Source organism: Spirosoma horti, from assembly GCF_054776595.1.
In genome coordinates this window covers 727278-744815 of sequence record NZ_BAAHBQ010000002.1, presented here as the reverse complement: position 1 = coordinate 744815, position 17538 = coordinate 727278, and the positions used below count along the sequence as shown (strand labels likewise).

The following is a 17538-nucleotide window of genomic DNA, read 5'->3' as shown; positions in this document are numbered from 1 at the left end:
TCAACCAAATTTATTATCGAATTTTACATTTTCTACATTCATTACCTTTTTAAGCACCACTTTGGCGCGCATCAGGTTTGCAGTACTGGGTGCGTAATGGCCACTGGTCGTGTTGATTTCCAACAAATTACCCACAGAATCGGTAATTATATGACCGGCACATTTGACGGGCTTACCGGCCATAAAGGACGTGTGATGAAGGCCTTTTACACCGTCAGCTCCTCCATAAAATACATCATCGCTACTTAGAACATAAATATTATTACCTGTAATGGGCTCACCATTGGCTTTATAGAATTTACCGTCGCGGATCGTTAATCGGTACGCTTCCCGCTGCTCTTTGTTGAAATAAGGGACCGTTAACTCCAGCTTGTCTTTTTCTTTCAGCCAGTCGTCAAAGGATATCTTGTAGGACTCAACGTCATAATGCTCAATTCCATTCGTCCAGTGCATGAGGTCTTCCGCGAGCTTACTGCCAAGGCCTCCGGAAGTGATGGCTTCCAGGAAATAATCAATTCCATCAACCGATTTTAGCTCTTCGCTGAAGCTCAATACCTTAATTATCCGCTTTTGCAGCCGTGGGCTGGCATAATCCCATAGACACGCTAAACAGGATACAGGTACATTTCGCATCTCTAAAACCTTGATCCGTTCCAGGAATACGTCTCGGGTAAATGTACCCGACAAGTCGTCGATGTTCAGGTAGTCACTGCGTAAATCGGCAAGCCAGTTTGTTTCGGTAGTAATATGGGTAATGTGGGCTTCGGTTGCTTCAATCCAACGTTTATAAAATCCCTGGGCCTCCTCCGGGGCATTACTACTCAAGGTTCCCTTTTTGGGGGGTTTTAATTTTGACTTGCTATCTTTGATAAGCGTTTCCTTCAGCCCATTGAGCGCTTTTAGTGCGTCGTTTTTATGGCCTTTTTGCAGGGCCTGGTTAAACATTTTTATCCAGTCCTGTAAACTTTTGACAACGCCAAACTTTGCCCGGCCCGTTCTGAACCTTCCCTCTTTTTGGGCCTTCATAACACTGTAATCCAGTATGGGAGCGCCAAACTTTGTCGTTAGCTGAGTGCGTGCAGGCATTGAACTCACTCCACCCGATAATTTCCCTTTATCCTGTTTAGGTTGAAATGGCTCCCGCGGCTCCATTGTATCAGAAGTTTTCAGGCAATTTGGGCATAAAAAATCAGCAAATCAAGACTTATTGTGTTATTAAACAGGCGATTAGCAAACATCCCTACCAAAAACCACTGACCCGCCTTTCAGGATAAAGAGCTTGTGCAAAAAAAATCCATTCGTCAGAAAAACCATTCGGGCAACGCTGATATACCGACAAATTCTAAACCCTTTCAGCAGGGATTACAAACATTACACTGCCCTGGGTCAGCCTGCGTCAGACCATCCGAACGACCTCTAAACTGCTTGTAATTGCATTTTACACAGCCATCGATTTTTGTTTTTATCAGGTGGGTTTCGTTGCCGCATTCACGACACGGCAACCCTTTTTCAAGACTAACGTTTCCCCAGCCAGGTGTTTGACAAGAGGGGCATATGCAGGAAAGACGCTTGGCCAGCAACGTTGCCAGTTCGCCAATCAGTTGCATGCGCGTCGGATTGTAGGAGGCCCGCATGTCCGTTTCTACCCAAACTTTACCCTGCGCCGAATACCGCTTTGCCTCCTTATAAGCCTCCTCCAGAGCCGCTAGTGATTCAATACCCTTAAAGATGGGTGCCTTTGTATGCCGGTCGTTGGGCCGTATGATCAGCGCATGCGAGGGAAACAGGGAAGCCCTGGCGAATAACTGCAATGCTTCCCAGGAATCCACGCTACCCATGCCATAATTCGTCTTTTCACTTTGATACGAAAGATGCAAATGGAAGCCTTTTCTTCGGTCAATAAAATAAAGTACCTCACGATCACACGGCAGGTATGGCCGAAGTGGGTGCGGGCCAAAGCTACCCTCACTGGCCAGGGCAAAGTCAACCTTGTTCCCCAGGCGGTGAAAGGCCGATTCGCATTTGCGTCGGGCACAGTCGAGGTCACTGCCAGACCGGTCTACCTCACCCGTACATGTCCCAAACTGATCCGTATCTATCACATACTCCAGGACACTCGCACCCAGCTCCTCCCAGAATGGAGGGGCTATGGCAATAGACTTAGCCTGTTTGGTGGTGAGAAGAATACAGCTTCCTGCATACGCTGACGGGCGTTTCACTTCGCTTGCTGCCATAGTAGGTCACGGGTCAATAGATAGGTTTGACGATCCTCTGGTTCGATGCAGGCTAATTGTACCCATCCGTTCCCAAACAGTTTTTGCAGAACGGGCTGAGCCTGAATAATGGCATCCAGCAGCGGGCGGGGAGCATATACTACGGTCATCAATCGTTGGGGCTGATGATAGGCAAGCTGGTCGCTGGCGTAGACGGATTGCAAAGGCAGGCCGGTCATCAGGTCACTTGAATTCCCTTGCATAATGCCGATTTTACCGGTGATATTCTGCGTTATTTTGCTGCCACCGCCAAACGCTACATTGTCCAGCGTAGAGAACAGATATTGTGTATTAATCCACTCGGCGACTACCATGGGCGCCGTGAGAATCGTGGTGAGTGATGAGCCCGTTGGGTCCTGTATATAATCGTAAGAGTGGAGGAAGGAGCGCCCTTCCAGGTTGAGAGCCGCCGTCAGGTCACGCGGACCGACAACAAAGGCCGCATTACGAGCCAGCCCCCATTCTGGACGAACTTGGGCCCAGTCCTGCGACCGCAGCCAGGTTTGCCGGGCTCCACCGTTACGGTCAGCGTTTTTTTGCATCTGCTTCAGCCGCTCGATGCTGTTGGCCTGTCGCGCTTTTGCCAGATCCTGTGTTAACTTTTGGCACGCTTCGGATGCGTCATTGCCATAAAGGGTCACTTCATCTGTGGTCGTATTGTGCTCGGCCGCCATAAACCGGGTGGTATCAGGTATCGAAATTCCTTTCTGACCCAGATACGTTCTGACCTCAGCCGTGTTGAGAAGTCCCGCCAGAATACGGGCGTTCGGGGCGCCGTGCCGTCCGCCACAGGCGCCACAGTCGAGCGCCGTTGCATAGGCATTGTTCTGGGTCGTGCTGCCGTGTCCGCAAAAGACGACCAGCGGAGCAACATGGTGGGTTAGTCCCATTAACCGCAACGCTCCTTCGGCATACGCACATTGGTCCGCCAGTGGAAGCGTTGCCAGCGATGATTCTACCGCCATCGGTTTTCGGATCGACTGGGTAACGCTGCGCTTAAGCTGGGAGGCAAAGCCGGGTGCCAGACTGCGTAATCCCATCCAGGCACCACTGGCCAACCCCAGACTCTCAACCAGCGCAAAGGGCGTCGTGAAGGTATATTTCAGGGATTGATAGAGTTGCCTGAGCTTGGTCAAACGAACATAACCCTTGCGATCATCCTCCCGTTCAGCCGGGCTACAGCAAGGCGATTCGTAGACCGTATGTTTGGGCGAGAGGAGCACCGGACAGGAGGCATGCGATTCGCCCGTTACGGTATCGGTGATCTGAACCGGGATGCCAAAGAAGCCAGCAAACCCCAGTGTCTGATAATCTCCCGTCGCTTCCAGTGTCCGACGAAAGGGCTCCGACCGGACATCGATACAGAAAACAAGCTGTGCGTCGGGTGTGCGTGGCCCTTCCAGGGGCTGGGCCGCTAGTTGTTGAAGCAGCGGCAGGCGATACGTATTTTCAGCCTGTTGAATTTTCGCTAGCACGTTAGTTTTTGACGAAGCCTGTTCCAGAACCTGCTGATGCCAGGTCAATAACGTTTTCGCATCCGGCCATAACAACTGGGTGATGATGAGCCGAACGGCCAGATACTCGACCTGGGTTACCGGATGGGGATGGTTGGTATCGAGTCCCGCCCAGTCTGTGCGGTACCGGATGTAGGATGCCCAGCCCGGCAAGGTCGTGAGCAGGAGGGTTAGAAATTGCTGGTGTTCGGCGGGGGCAATGCCAAGATGAAGCAGGCACTCCAGTATGGCCTGCGCTGGGTTTTCGGGCAAAGTGGCCAACCATGCCTGTTTTTGCTTATCATTAGCGTGTAAGCACGTATCATGGATGGCAAGCTGTCGCCAGGCGGCATATAATCCTTCCCGGCGCAGCGGCATGGACAGAGTCGCCTGCCCATCGTCAAAATAAGCCTGCAACCATTTGATGGTTTGACGATTGACAGCCTCTATGGGCACTGGTAAGGAGGCCTGCTGAAAATAGGCGCTGCCCAGGGGCAGGGCTTCCTCAAAAGGTAAATCTTCCAATCCCTGGAGGGGATTAACAGCAATCAGGTTCTTTAGTGGCCAGAATGGCGCTATTGTTTTGAAACTTTGCGCAACCAGATCGGATACTGAGGTAGTATCCAGGTTTTCGGCTGGCTGTAAGGTTTGGACGTCTGGGCTGATCACGACGGTTGTTTCCATGATGGATGAGGTGGGTTTATTGATACTGATAGTGGTTGCGGTGTGTCGTTATGGTATCCGGATGGGGTTGACTTGCATTGAGCGCCGTCACGTATCCTTTCCGCATCCAGTCTGAAGAGGAGGCTGCTGTCTCAGGTGTTCGCAGGAATAGTCTGGATAGCCAGGCCATCGTGAGCGCCAGCAGGCCCGCAACGTGAAAGCCATTTAGGGGCTGTGGCTGCATCAACGCCATCGGTGCCATAAACCACGTGATCAGTTGCACACTACATCCATAAGCTGCCCCAAAAAGGGCGGTGCCGATCAATGCCAGTGGTAGCGTTCGTAAGGGTTTGGGCTGGAGCATTGGCAGGGCAAACTGACTGGCGGTTAGAAAAGCTACGACGATCAACACGAGTGTCGTATCGTCTGTTATCCAGACTTTACCACTGGAAACGGCGAAGCTGAAACTGCCGGCTAACCCGCAGATAAGGGCACAGATAAAGGCAACGGGTGTGGGTGGATAGCCCTGATCTACGCGTTTTTCCTTGGCAGCGCTCCCGCTGGACAGGAACAGATAGGCTTTGAACAGGCCATGCCAGACCAGATGCGCCACCGCTGCCGGGAACAGGCCTAATCCGCACTGCACGAACATAAAACCCATCTGGCTCATTGTCGAACAGGCCAGCATCCGTTTTACATCCGGTTGCAGGAGCTTCCATAAGGTACCCAGCAACGCCGTACAGAACCCAGTAACGACTAGTACTGTCAGCAGAAATGGACTTTGCAGATAGAGTGGCGCGAACCGGGCGAGTAAAAACCCTCCTCCGTTAATTAGGCCAGCATGCATGATGGCCGAAACCGGCGTTGGCGAATTAAGTGAACTAATCAACCAACGGTGGAAGGGCCATATGGCCGACTGGGTCATTGCTCCGATCAGCAGCAAGCCCAACGCCGGCAGCATAATGGGAGAAAGCGGATGCTGGTGAATCAGGGTTTGGATACTGGTTTCTCCAGTTGTTACATACACTAGGCCGAAAGCGCTGGCTACACATACGCTCCCCCCGATGAAATTTTTTGTTGCCAGAAGCCCGGCGGCTTTAGCGGCTTTCCAGCCCGTTTTGTAAATCATTAACTGAACCAGCAGCCCATTACTTACACACCAGGCCACTAACAGGAGGAGCAGATGATCCGCACTGACCATAATCATGACCGAGCCAATCAGTACCGCCAGCCGAATAAAAAACGGTCGATATTGGCCATCTCCTTTCAGATACCGGGAAGCAAAGCTGCCAACGCATAAACCGACGAAGTCCACCAATAGCATCATGGTTATGGACAATCGATCGAAATGAACAAGTGCACTGAGTAATGAAAGAATCATTCGTAATCCTGTTTATAAGTTATATTTGTTTCAGCGCTCAAATGTATTAGCTATCCTAATATTAGAAAAACTCGAAATTCTAATACCTTATATTAGAAATTCTTATGAACATCGATACCATCGCCTTGCAATGTTTCATTGCCGTTGCCGAAACGGGTAGCTTTACGAAGGCTGCCGAACGAGTAGGCCGCACCCAATCAGCCATTAGTCAGCAGATGACCAAGCTGGAGAGCTTGTTAGGAAAGTTGCTGCTGGTGCGAGGAAAAGCATTTACGCTAACGCCCGAAGGAGAAATTTTCCTGGGGTATGCACGTCGAATTTTTGCGCTTCATCGGGAAGCACTGGACCGCTTTAAAGAGCCCGAACTCGAAGGGGAAGTACGGTTTGGCCTTCCGGAAAATTTCGCCAGTGTCTACCTATCCGAAGTACTGGCTGATTTTTCCCGTATTCATCCAAGAATACTGCTCAACATCGAATGCGATCTGACCCTGAATCTATTCGATCGTTTTAAGAAGAATGAGTTTGATCTGGTTCTGGTGAAAATGAATCGGCCCGAAGACTTCCCGAACGGCCTGGATGTGTGGTCGGAGCCCCTCAAATGGGTCGGGGATGTAAGCCTGATTGATTCAGGAAAGCCCGTTCCGCTGGTTCTGGCTCCGCAGCCCTGCGTCTATCGTGCTTCTGCAGTTAAATCACTCGAGAAAGCGAGTCGGTCCTGGCGGCTTGTCTTTTCCAGTCCCAGCTATGCCGGCGCTGTTGCGGCTGTCAGGGCGGGCATGGGCATTTCGGTGATGCCCCAAACAATGATCCCTGACGATTTGCAGGCCATCGATGCTTCTTTGCTCCCCAAACTAGCCGATACGCATATATCGCTGATTAAACACATAGCCAATAATGCGGCTATCAATACCCTGGAAGAGTTTGTTTTGCGAAGACTTAAACATTGATAGCCGCCTGACTAATGGGTTGTCGACTCCATGTACCAGCCGCAATTGGGAGAATTTAACGCAGAGCAGTATGTCCACAAATAAATCAATGGATTTCGGAACATCGCCGACGTACGACTTCGTTACTTTCCTCCATACGTGTAGCTAATACCCCCCAACTGGCGATCTTTCAACATGCAGCACCAAGAGTTTGAACCCCCTTCAGCGCTACAGGATACCATAAAATGCTTTTGGTATAACAGTAGAGACGTCGGAGAACGAGAATCGAGTTTTGAGGTCCTCCCCGATAGTTACGCCGAAATAATTTTTCATTTTGGTAGCTCCTGCAGCCTTTCTACGAATGGAAGCTTGCAGCCATTGCCATCACCGTTTATGCTGGGATTGCTCAATCAGCCGGTGGTTTTTTATACCAAGAACCGACTGGAAATCATTGGTATCCGGTGCTTTCCCTGGACCGTGTTCGATTTACTCGGACTACCATCCGGTAAAGATGGCGTGCCGATCGTTGAGCATCCGATCGCCCAGCTTCAGGCTACACTGGCTAAGTGGATTCAAGCGGGTAAGATAGACGAAGCGGTAGCGCAGGCAAAACAGTATTTCCTGGATGCACGGCTCAGGACTGCCACTGACCATACGCTGGTCAAAGCAGGCGTTGCCATGAGAGAAGCCAACGGCACCATGCCGGTAAGTCAGGTCGCGGCAGCAGCTCATGCGACGGTTCGTACCCTGGAAAGGAAGTTCAGGAAATCTGCTGGCTATACGGTTAAAGACGTGTCCGGTCTGATACGCTTTGAGCAGGTACGAAATCACTTACAGCTTTATCCGGATACCAATCTGGCTGGCTTAGCGCATGAACTGGGCTATACCGATCAAGCCCATCTAAGCAAGGAATTCAAACGCTACAGCGGCACAACCCCAGCGGCATTTGCGCGACGTGTAAGCCGACAGACGGGATAACATAGCTGCTGCCCGAATAACCGTCGATTTTATAGTTTATGAGGACATTCGGTTCAACATACGACACGGTCGCAAAACCTGTCTTCGCCCAGTGAAAACGATGCGCAAAAAAAACTCCTCCATTCCGGTAAATACTATGGCGAATGAATTCGGCATAGGGATTTCTATCGAAAAAATTTCGTTTGACGATTTACCCATCGATGAAGCGAAACAATCACATCGGGATGATGGTCATTCATTCTTTTTACTTGAAAGGGGAACAGTTCATATTGAAATCGATTTTAAAAAATATACAATTAACCCTCCGTCTGTTGTCTACATGCACCCGAATCAAGTGCATCGGATAATAGCCTTCAACAATGTAACTGTCAGTAGCTGGTCAATCGATACTGAAAACCTGAACCCTGACTATCTGAAACTGTTGGAGGATAGTACACCCGTAAAACCGTTGGTATTGACGAAAGAAACATTTTCTCTTATTTCTGAAGCAGTATCGCTTTGTCTAAAAATTTTTGATCGAAAAAACGACAAGCTATATCATTCATTCCTAAAAGATAGTTGCAACACATTGGTTGCCTTAGTTGCTTCACAGTATTTAGAACAACCTGCCTCAACAGACAAAATTTTACGAGCCGAAATCATTACAAAAGCCTTCAGAAAACTAGTAGAATGTGATTATGCTTCTACTAAACGCCCGGCAGAGTATGCCCAAAAGCTAAACATATCGACACCTTACTTAAACGAATGCGTCAAAAATACAACAGGCTATTCCGTTTCACATCACATCCAGCAACGTGTAATTTTAGAAGCGAAACGATTACTTTTTCATTCTGACAAATCGGTAAAAGAAATTGCGACCGAATTAGGCTACGACGATTACCCTTATTTTTCGCGGCTTTTCACCAAAGTTACAGGCATGACGGCTCTAGGTTTTCGAAATAAAAACCTCGATTAGTCCAATACCTACCCTGTATTGCCATTTTTCATCTTTGCTAGGTGCTGTTCCTTTGCACGGTTAAATAAACTCGTGTATACATGGACTCATTAAGAAAAGTGCTCGTCTCAGGAGCAAGTATAGCCGGGCTCTCAACCGCTTACTGGATGAATAAGCTGGGGTACAAGGTAACGGTTGTCGAAATGGCAAGCGAGCTCCGAAAGGGCGGCACTGCCGTTGATTTGCGTGGAAATACCATAGACCTGATTAAGCGCATGGGCATTTTCGACCAGTTAAAACCAGACAGATTGAGCCTGGAATTAATAGAATTTAAAAATGCCGATGATGATACAGAAGGCTCGATTCTACTGAAAGACGAAGGCGTTCAATCGCCGGGTGATGAAATAGAAATTGAACGGGACAAATTAGTTGGCATTTTATTTAACAGTATAAAAAATGATGTTGAATTTATTTTCAATAACAGTATTACAGCCTTAGACGAAACAAAAGACAGCATGCATGTTACCTTTAAAAATGGTACGCAACGTGCATTTGATCTGGTATTTGGATGTGATGGCACACATTCGGGCGTACGGAAAATCTGGTTCGATCAGAACATCGACTATAGCTATTTTCTTGGCGCCTACTTTTCCATCTCCATCGTAAATAAATTATTGATAAAACAGAACACAATGCAATTTTATAATGTGCCGAGCAAAGCATATATGCTTAATGCGTACAAGAACAAAACTGACATTATTTTTTGCTTTCTTTCTGAAAAACAAATCCCCTACGACTACCGTGATATTGAGCAGCAAAGGAATATCATTCTGAAACAATTTTCGGGACAAGGATGGAGAACTACCGAATTACTGGAAGAAATAGAAAAATCAGAAAATTTTTACTTCGATAAATTCTGTCAGATAAAAATGCCGTCGTGGACAAAAGGCAGAGTAGCCCTGGTAGGTGATGCAGCCTATTGCGCTTCGCCCGCTGCCGGAATGGGAGGTTCTTTAGCGATGGAAGGGGCGGCAGCGCTAGCCGATGCGCTGGAAAAACACAACGGGAATTTCAGCTTAGCGTTTACGGATTACAACAAAACTTTACGACCGTTTATTGACGACGTTCAAGCCGAAGCCGAATTAAATGTAAGAGAAAACTTTATCCCAAGAACTGAAGAAGCAATTCGTAAACGAAACACACAGAAAGATCCCTGGTAGTCTTCAGAAAACTTTATGCAATCTATCCGCAACAGGTCGATCGTGACCCGATAATAATCAGCGAAAGGGCTGACCAACGTCATGCAAGCGCCGGGATACAGGTGGTTATTTTGCCATATCATTTAAAACGAACAATCCTCATGGCAACGCTCACTCAATCGTCCGTATATACGACGAACCCATCGTCGAATTGGCTCACAACTTACCAGAACTTCGCCAACAAAGCCGAGTTTAACCGCATTGGCTGGGCGGCCACTGCCGTTGCTATTCAGGGCTGTATTCTGGCACCTGCCCTGTTACTGGTGATGTTTTACTTCGGTGGGGGCGACTGGCAGTTTCTGGTTGGTATGCTGAGCTTCATGCTCGTACTGGTCCCGGTGCTATCGGCCATGTCCGTTAAATACATACTACCAACATTTGCAATCAGCGTGGTGATTCACCTGCTGATCATATTGATCGATGTGCTATAAGTATAGGGGCAAATTGCCGATAGTATAAAGCCCTCAATCCAGTGGATTGAGGGCTTTATACTATCGGCTTCTTAATGTTACCGTTGGTTGATCAACAGGATGGCTCACCCAACTCCGACAAAAAACACGAAATTATCGATTCACACCTGATCGACTTCATACGTCGGCCTGACACTTGTCATAGTATCGGCGATGGACACGACTCAACTTTGTGCTACAGCTTTCCGCTTCTTCCATGCTGATTATTCTTACATTTTTTGCCTGCCACTGGTATCTCTCCATTTTTACGCAGACCTTTTTTCTACATCGTTACGCGGCTCACCAAATGTTTGTTATGAGCCCCCGCTGGGAAAAATTCTTCTATATCCTGACATTCATTGGGCAAGGATCGTCGTTTCTGAGTCCACGTGCTTACGGCATCATGCATCGCCTGCACCACGCCCATGCCGATACGGAAGACGACCCGCACTCACCCTCCTACGCAAAGGGATTGCTCGATATGATGTGGAAAACGCGGATATTCTATAATGACATTCTCAATAATCGCGACCACATTGCCCCCAAATTCAAGAAGGGCGTACCAAACTGGGCGTTCATGGAGTGGCTCGGCGACCGCTGGCCGGTGCGTCTGGCGTGGGGAACAGCGTATACGCTCATCTATTATTTCTACGCCCCATCGGCCTGGTGGTTTGCGTTGTTGCCAGTGCATTACCTGATGGGACCAATCCACGGAGCCATCATTAATTGGTATGCACACCGATATGGCTACGTAAATTTTCCCGTAGATGACACAGCTAAGAACCTACTCCCATTTGATTTTCTGATGATGGGTGAGTCGTATCATAACAACCATCATAAGTTTGGTGGCCGGGCCAATTTTGGTGGCTTCCGCTGGCATGAATTCGATCCAACCTACCCTATTATACGCCTGCTGAACAGTATGGGGGTTATACGCCTAAAGGCCAATAACGATTTAAACTACATGTAGGCGTGTGAGGTGACTCAGATACCAGGAAAACGGTTCCAACTAGCCTAACGATTCAGTGCTGGATCAAGCTTATCATGACTTGATCCAGCCAACCTTCGGTGGCCATTCCTGTTGAGCGTACGGATAAACTAAAAGGCGTCAGGTTTGAGAGCCTGACGCCTTTCTGGAAATGAAGGCATTAAAGAAGATTCAACGTCACCATACCCGACAGGAATTGGACACAGTCGGCTTTGATTCGTTCAAACTCATCCGTTACAGTTGTGATGTGACGCTCCAGATTAACTGACAGCCCAAAATGGGCATCGTAACAGGCTTTAGTCCCCGAGACGACTCCGCAGTTCGCGCCCTCACAGACGAAGTCACGATGCAGCCAGTTAAGACGCGTGCGTAGGTTGTTCAACTTACGGTAGTATTCTACAGCCGAGTGGCGCAGACTCCGGTAGTTGTAGCGATTCAGGACGTCGAGCAGCAGCGTCTGAAGCTGGTCTATTTCTTCGGCTTGCCGATCAATAGTCTGTTGCTGACCTTGGTATCCCGCCCGACAGGCAGGTAAGGTGAGTGCATCCGATTGCCAAAAAGGGGTGTAATTCATAAGGTTTAATCGGTAAAGTTTCTGAAAATGGATTGACCAAGCCGGGCACTTAACTGCTGAAGGAGGTCCGGGCCATCGATGCTACCCGTATGTCGCCACAACTCCAGTCCGCGCTGGAGCAGCACAAATGACGGCTGTGTCGCAAACTCAAAGCTACTGACCACCTCAGGGTGAGTAGTTTCCGTGATACGCATAATCCGTACGGCCGGGTCAAGTACCGACCGGGCTTTTTCTATCATTTGGTCTACCTCGGCCCGCTGGGTCAAAGTCGCGGGTGTAAAAACCAGCAGCACGGGTAGTTGAACCGGCGTCAGCAACGAAGAAGGGGACATCATGACAACAAATTAGTTTACCGCTGTAAAGTTGCGCCAGTCAGTACCGCTAAACTGTGATCTGCATCACGTGACAAACTGATTTTTATCACTTGTTCCGATGCCAATTCGTGTTAATTTCGCCCGTTGAAATTCCTATCGTATGTCCAACGACTCATTCGAGGCCGTTTTTTCCCATGCCACATTAGCCATCCTCGTTTCGGATGATCAGGGACATATTATTTCCGCTAACCGCTCCGCCCGTACGCTGTTTGGTTACAACACGGACATGACCGAATTACGCATTGAAGCGCTCGTTCCAGACTCGGTGGTCAATCGACACGAGCGGCTCAGGGCTTCGTTTAACGCCAATCCGCAGGTACGGGCAATGGGTCATGGCCGCGATCTGTACGCCAAACGAAGCGATGGGTCAGTGTTTCCGGCCGAAATAAGCCTAAGTTATTATAATCAGAAAGGAGCGCTGTTCGCAGTTGCCTACATCATCGACATTACGTTCAAAAAAGAAGCCGAGCGGATGCTGCTGGAGCACAAAGACCGAATCGAGCAGCTCAACGCACAGCTGGAGCAGAAGGTCGCCGACCGCACGCATGCACTCATGGCAACCCTCCATCAGCTTGAGCAATCGAAAGATGAACTGGCCAAAGCATTGGCCGCCGAACGCGAATTGGGCGAGCTTAAATCCCGCTTCGTCTCGATGGCTTCGCATGAGTTCAGAACGCCCCTAAGTGCCGTACTTACCTCGGCCTCGCTCATTGAGAAATACCCTGGTGGTGATCAGCAAGATAAGCGGCTGCGCCATATCCTGCGCATCAAATCTTCCGTTAACCACCTGAATGACATCCTGGAAGAGTTTCTGTCGGTTGGTCGGCTCGAAGAAGGGCGTGTGGAGGCCAACTGGTCATCTGTACACGTACCAACCCTGGTCGGTGAAGTGATAGCCGATTTACAGGGCATGTTGAAAGCGGGGCAGGTCATTCAAACCGTGTTCAACGGCGCAAAGACGGTACCGTCTGACCCTTCGTTATTGCGTAAGATTCTGGTGAATCTATTATCCAACGCCATCAAGTATTCAGGCGAAAATCAATCTGTCTGGCTTCAGGCCGACTGCCTGACCAGCGCCTTGAAAATAACCATCCGCGATGAAGGGGTCGGCATATCGCCCGACGACCAGAAACACCTGTTCGAACGGTTTTTCCGGGCCAAGAATGTTACCAATTTTGCCGGTACAGGTCTTGGCCTCCACATCGTTGCCAAATACCTTGAACTGCTGGGCGGCACTATCGACCTGACCAGCCAGTTGGGCCAAGGCACCACCGTTACGCTGACATTACCTTATGAAAACAATTCTGCTCATTGAAGACAACGCCGACATTCGCGAGAACACGGCAGAGATACTGGAACTGGCCGGTTACCGGGTCCTGACCGCCGAAAATGGCAAACTGGGAGTCGAGCAAGCTTTAGCCAGCCGCCCCGACCTGATCATTTGCGATATCATGATGCCGGTTCTGGATGGTTATGGCGTTCTGCACATCGTTAATAGCAATCCTGGCCTGAACGGCATTCCGTTTATCTTTCTGACAGCCAAATCCGAACGGGTAGACTTCCGCAAAGGTATGGAACTCGGCGCTGACGATTACCTGACGAAGCCCTTCGACGATACCGAATTGCTGAGTGCTGTGGAGGGTCGGCTGAACCGCTTCCGGAATGTCGGGCCAATATCGGCCGATCCGGCCAGTCGAATACAGCCCAATGAACTGAACCAATTTTTAGACAGTGCTCAATCTGCGGGCGGCCTACAGGCGCTATCGGTTGACCGAAAGGCGCATCGTGTCCCCAAAAAACAGTTTATCTACACCGAAGGAGATGAGCCAACGCGACTGTATTTCCTTAAAAGCGGACGTGTCAAAACAACACGCACCAATTCTGACGGCAAAGAATTGGTAACGGGTCTGTACGGATCGGGTGAGTTTTTCGGCTACTTGGCCTTATTCGACAATACACCCTATACCGACTCAGCCGTTACGCTGGATGATTCCGAATTAATTTACATTCCACAGGCCGACTTTCAACAGCTTCTGATGGCGCAACCCGACGTAAGCCGTCAGTTCGTAAGGTTACTGGCCGGTCGCGTCGATGAAACCGAAAAACAGTTGCTGGGTATGGCCTATGGGTCGTTGCGCCGTCGTATTGCGGATGCATTGCTACGGTTACATGAGCAATTAGCGGGCGGCTCTATTCAGCTATCGCGGGATGACCTGGCAGCGGTGGTGGGAACGGCGACCGAATCGCTGATCCGCACACTCGGCGAGTTTAAGCAAGATGGGCTGATTGACGTGAGCAGTTCCGGTATTCGTGTACTTCAACCGGATAAACTGCGCCGGGCCAACTGGTAAATCCATCTGACTCTGCTATTCCTGCTGCTAAACTACGTCCATTCACTAAAGTCTTTTGTTTCAAATAGGGATTCTGCCCGTCTCTGCTTATTTTTGCACTTTCCTAAGAAATCGTCCCCTTGATTGAGGCAATCGTATAGACAGACGCATAACCGTCTTTCAAATCAACTATGCAAACATCAACCTACGTCCCCTATAAAGTTAAGGACATCGCGCTGGCCGAGTGGGGCCGCAAGGAAATTAAACTGGCCGAAGCCGAAATGCCAGGTCTTATGGCCCTTCGTGCCGAGTACGGTCCATCGAAGCCGTTGCAAGGCGCGCGCGTTGCTGGCTGTCTGCACATGACCATCCAAACAGCGGTTCTCATTGAAACGCTGGTTGAGTTGGGCGCTGACGTTACGTGGTCGTCCTGCAATATTTTTTCGACACAGGACCATGCGGCTGCGGCTATTGCGGCTGCGGGTATTCCCGTTTATGCCTGGAAAGGCATGAATGAAGAAGAGTTCAACTGGTGTATTGAGCAAACGCTGTTTTTCGGTGAAGATCGTCAGCCGTTGAATATGATTCTTGATGATGGTGGTGACTTGACGAACATGGTTTTCGACGATTACCCAGAGCTGATTCAGGGCATCAAAGGCCTGTCGGAAGAAACAACCACCGGTGTTCACCGCTTGTATGAGCGCATGAAGAACGGCACGCTGCACTTGCCTGCAATCAACGTGAATGACTCGGTAACGAAGTCTAAATTCGATAACAAATACGGTTGCCGCGAATCGCTGGTCGATGCCATCCGACGGGCTACCGACTTGATGCTGGCGGGTAAAGTGGCCGTTGTTGCTGGCTACGGTGACGTAGGTAAAGGGTCGGCCGAATCGCTTCGGGGTGCCGGTTGCCGCGTGCTGGTAACCGAAATTGACCCCATTTGCGCGCTCCAGGCGGCAATGGATGGCTTTGAAGTTCTTCCCATGGACGAAGCCGTTCATCGGGCGCAAATTTTCGTAACGGCAACGGGTAATGTCGGTATCATCAAAGACCGTCACTTCGAAGCCATGCGCGACAAAGCCATTGTCTGCAACATTGGCCACTTCGATAACGAAATCGACATGGCGTGGCTGAACGAAAAATACGGTCAGACAAAGAGCCAGATCAAACCACAGGTGGATATGTACGAGATCAATGGGAAGGAAATTATCATTCTGGCCGAAGGCCGTCTGGTAAACCTTGGCTGTGCCATGGGGCATCCTTCCTTTGTGATGTCGTGTTCGTTCTCGAACCAAACGCTGGCCCAACTGGAATTGTGGGCTAACGCCGATAAATACGAGAACAAAGTATATGTGCTGCCTAAAATTCTTGATGAGAAAGTAGCTGCGCTTCACCTGGCTCACGTAGGCGCAAAACTTGAACCACTGGCACAGGAACAGGCTGATTACATCGGTGTATCGGTTCAGGGTCCGTTCAAATCAGAAATGTATCGGTACTAATCTGAATCTGGACTTTTATGATTTAGCTGATTAACATGATTTCGTTATTTCAGTCAGGAAAAATCAAGCTAATTAACTAAATCATAAAAATCAAAGTTTAGATAACCAAGCGCGACTCCGAAAACGGGGTCGCGCTTTTTTGCATTAAATTTACTAGTATTGACCCCAGGAAACACTACTCGACATGAACCGTCTGCTCCTCGTGCTGTTATTGTCGCCCCTGCTCGGTTCGGCGCAGGCAACAATCGACACGCTGCACTGGAGCGCAACCCGGCGGCTGCAACTCACTGATTTCCATTCGCCAACCCAGCCCGGGCTCGGTGGTTCCGATTTCCATTACCAGATTGGTTACGAAGTTCGGCCCACCTCGGTATGGAGCCAACCCGCCATTGATGCCTTCTGCCTCATGTTCCGCAATCTGTCGTGGGTATCGGAGACGGCTCGCAATGAGCGGACACTAGCCTATAATCAGGTTTTGTTCGACCTTGTCGAAGTACATACCCGGCTGATGAAGGCGAAATTGATTGCTCTTCGGGCCGATCGTCATTTTAAACAACAGGCCACTCAGATCGAGTACCTGACCAATGCCGAACTGGGTGCCGAAGTCAACCAATTCAGGGCTGAAACGGGTGGTGGCGACGATTTACCAATCCTGAAACAGTGGCAGCTAAAAGTAGCACAGCGCCTATATGATACACCCGATCTGGTAACGACTTTTCTCTCCTCCAAAGTTGGCTTTGGTATGTTTCTGGGCGTGGGCGGCTTTTTGCCAACCGGCCCCGTAACGAAAACCATTAATCCGGGAGCTGGCGTTGTCGTTGGTTTGGACATTACATTCCGGCGAACTGTACTTCTGCTGCATCCGACCTTGTATAACGGCACCCTTCGATCTGGCTTTTCGCACGGCAATCAAACCTGGGCCGAAGACATGAAGGTTACCTCAAGTTTATTTGAAGTAGGCTTAGGCCATATCCTGGCCAATTCTACTCATCGTCGGCTGATTCCTTACATTGGCTATCGGCTGCTTGATCTGTCCCCGCGCGACCAGAACGACGAGCGCTACAAAGGGTTATCCTTGCTCAATCATGCGCCCACGGCTGGCCTTATCCTGGATATAAAATTGGGCAATAATACCCCCAAAGCCGATCATTCGGAAGACAGTTTCTGGTTTGTACGCACCAAAGTTTCCTACAGTCCACTGCTGTCTAACGATACGTTTTCGGGTGGGCTGATCAATCTGCAAGTTAGTCTCGGCGGCTTTAGCCGCGTTCGTAAGGTGACTTATAAATCCGAGCACACCCTGATTCCTCTACAAGGCACGAACCTGAACTGAAGCAGCGGCTCTGTGAATGTACCCTCTGCCCGCTATGCATCGGTTTCTAATGATTTGTTAACACATCATTGCCCAGAGTTT

16 protein-coding genes are annotated in these 17538 nt (G+C 49.5%); 10 read left to right on the top strand and 6 right to left on the bottom strand.

The window, feature by feature from the left end:
- From ACYVAM_RS07065 to ACYVAM_RS07050, 4 genes are all read right to left on the bottom strand, one after another.
- Positions 1-1152: a hypothetical protein gene (locus ACYVAM_RS07065; RefSeq protein ID WP_461065319.1), complete on the bottom strand. Its 1152-nt coding sequence runs from the start codon at positions 1150-1152 to the stop codon at positions 1-3.
- A gap of 200 nt (positions 1153-1352) precedes the next feature.
- Entirely contained in the window at positions 1353-2234 is an 882-nt protein-coding gene (locus ACYVAM_RS07060) for a DUF6671 family protein (RefSeq protein WP_461065317.1), read from the bottom strand.
- Positions 2216-4450, bottom strand: a complete 2235-nt coding sequence (locus ACYVAM_RS07055; RefSeq protein WP_461065315.1) for a DUF2309 domain-containing protein — start codon at positions 4448-4450, stop codon at positions 2216-2218. Before ACYVAM_RS07055 ends, ACYVAM_RS07060 begins: the two co-directional genes overlap by 19 nt.
- Positions 4451-4466: 16 nt before the next feature.
- Positions 4467-5810 (bottom strand): proton-conducting transporter transmembrane domain-containing protein, encoded by a 1344-nt coding sequence (locus ACYVAM_RS07050; protein WP_461065313.1) that lies wholly within the window; start codon positions 5808-5810, stop codon positions 4467-4469.
- 104 nt (positions 5811-5914) lie between these two features.
- Between ACYVAM_RS07050 and ACYVAM_RS07045 the strand changes: the two genes are divergently transcribed.
- From ACYVAM_RS07045 to ACYVAM_RS07020, 6 genes are all read left to right on the top strand, one after another.
- The gene (locus tag ACYVAM_RS07045; RefSeq protein WP_461065311.1) at positions 5915-6757 is read left to right on the top strand and encodes a LysR substrate-binding domain-containing protein; all 843 of its coding nucleotides are present in this window, start codon (positions 5915-5917) and stop codon (positions 6755-6757) included.
- Positions 6758-6931: 174 nt separating this feature from the next.
- Positions 6932-7714, top strand: a complete 783-nt coding sequence (locus ACYVAM_RS07040) for a DUF6597 domain-containing transcriptional factor (RefSeq protein WP_461065309.1) — start codon at positions 6932-6934, stop codon at positions 7712-7714.
- Positions 7715-7814: 100 nt separating this feature from the next.
- Positions 7815-8669, top strand: a complete 855-nt coding sequence (locus ACYVAM_RS07035; protein WP_461065683.1) for a helix-turn-helix domain-containing protein — start codon at positions 7815-7817, stop codon at positions 8667-8669.
- Positions 8670-8749: 80 nt separating this feature from the next.
- Positions 8750-9868: an FAD-dependent monooxygenase gene (locus ACYVAM_RS07030; RefSeq protein ID WP_461065307.1), complete on the top strand. Its 1119-nt coding sequence runs from the start codon at positions 8750-8752 to the stop codon at positions 9866-9868.
- A gap of 140 nt (positions 9869-10008) precedes the next feature.
- Entirely contained in the window at positions 10009-10338 is a 330-nt protein-coding gene (locus ACYVAM_RS07025; protein ID WP_461065305.1) for a hypothetical protein, read from the top strand.
- Positions 10339-10576: 238 nt separating this feature from the next.
- Complete coding sequence (locus ACYVAM_RS07020; protein ID WP_461065681.1) at positions 10577-11326, top strand: acyl-CoA desaturase; 750 nt, start codon at positions 10577-10579, stop codon at positions 11324-11326.
- Positions 11327-11504: 178 nt separating this feature from the next.
- Here the strand turns inward: ACYVAM_RS07020 and ACYVAM_RS07015 are convergent, their stop codons facing one another.
- Both ACYVAM_RS07015 and ACYVAM_RS07010 read right to left on the bottom strand, forming a co-directional pair.
- Positions 11505-11918, bottom strand: coding sequence for a hypothetical protein (locus ACYVAM_RS07015; RefSeq protein ID WP_461065303.1), 414 nt, complete (start codon positions 11916-11918; stop codon positions 11505-11507).
- A gap of 5 nt (positions 11919-11923) precedes the next feature.
- Positions 11924-12253: a thioredoxin gene (locus tag ACYVAM_RS07010; RefSeq protein ID WP_461065301.1), complete on the bottom strand. Its 330-nt coding sequence runs from the start codon at positions 12251-12253 to the stop codon at positions 11924-11926.
- A gap of 139 nt (positions 12254-12392) precedes the next feature.
- Between ACYVAM_RS07010 and ACYVAM_RS07005 the strand changes: the two genes are divergently transcribed.
- The 4 genes from ACYVAM_RS07005 to ACYVAM_RS06990 all read left to right on the top strand — a co-directional run bounded on the left by ACYVAM_RS07005 (position 12393) and on the right by ACYVAM_RS06990 (position 17457).
- Positions 12393-13607: a PAS domain-containing sensor histidine kinase gene (locus ACYVAM_RS07005; RefSeq protein WP_461065299.1), complete on the top strand. Its 1215-nt coding sequence runs from the start codon at positions 12393-12395 to the stop codon at positions 13605-13607.
- Positions 13585-14643 carry a response regulator gene (locus ACYVAM_RS07000; protein WP_461065297.1) on the top strand — a complete coding sequence of 353 codons (1059 nt, stop codon included), beginning with the start codon at positions 13585-13587 and terminating at the stop codon, positions 14641-14643. The genes ACYVAM_RS07005 and ACYVAM_RS07000 overlap by 23 nt, the downstream gene beginning before the upstream one ends.
- A 170-nt stretch (positions 14644-14813) precedes the next feature.
- Positions 14814-16124: an adenosylhomocysteinase gene (ahcY, locus tag ACYVAM_RS06995; RefSeq protein ID WP_461065295.1), complete on the top strand. Its 1311-nt coding sequence runs from the start codon at positions 14814-14816 to the stop codon at positions 16122-16124.
- A gap of 184 nt (positions 16125-16308) precedes the next feature.
- The gene (locus tag ACYVAM_RS06990) at positions 16309-17457 is read left to right on the top strand and encodes a hypothetical protein (RefSeq protein WP_461065293.1); all 1149 of its coding nucleotides are present in this window, start codon (positions 16309-16311) and stop codon (positions 17455-17457) included.
- The last annotated feature ends 81 nt before the right edge of the window (positions 17458-17538 follow it).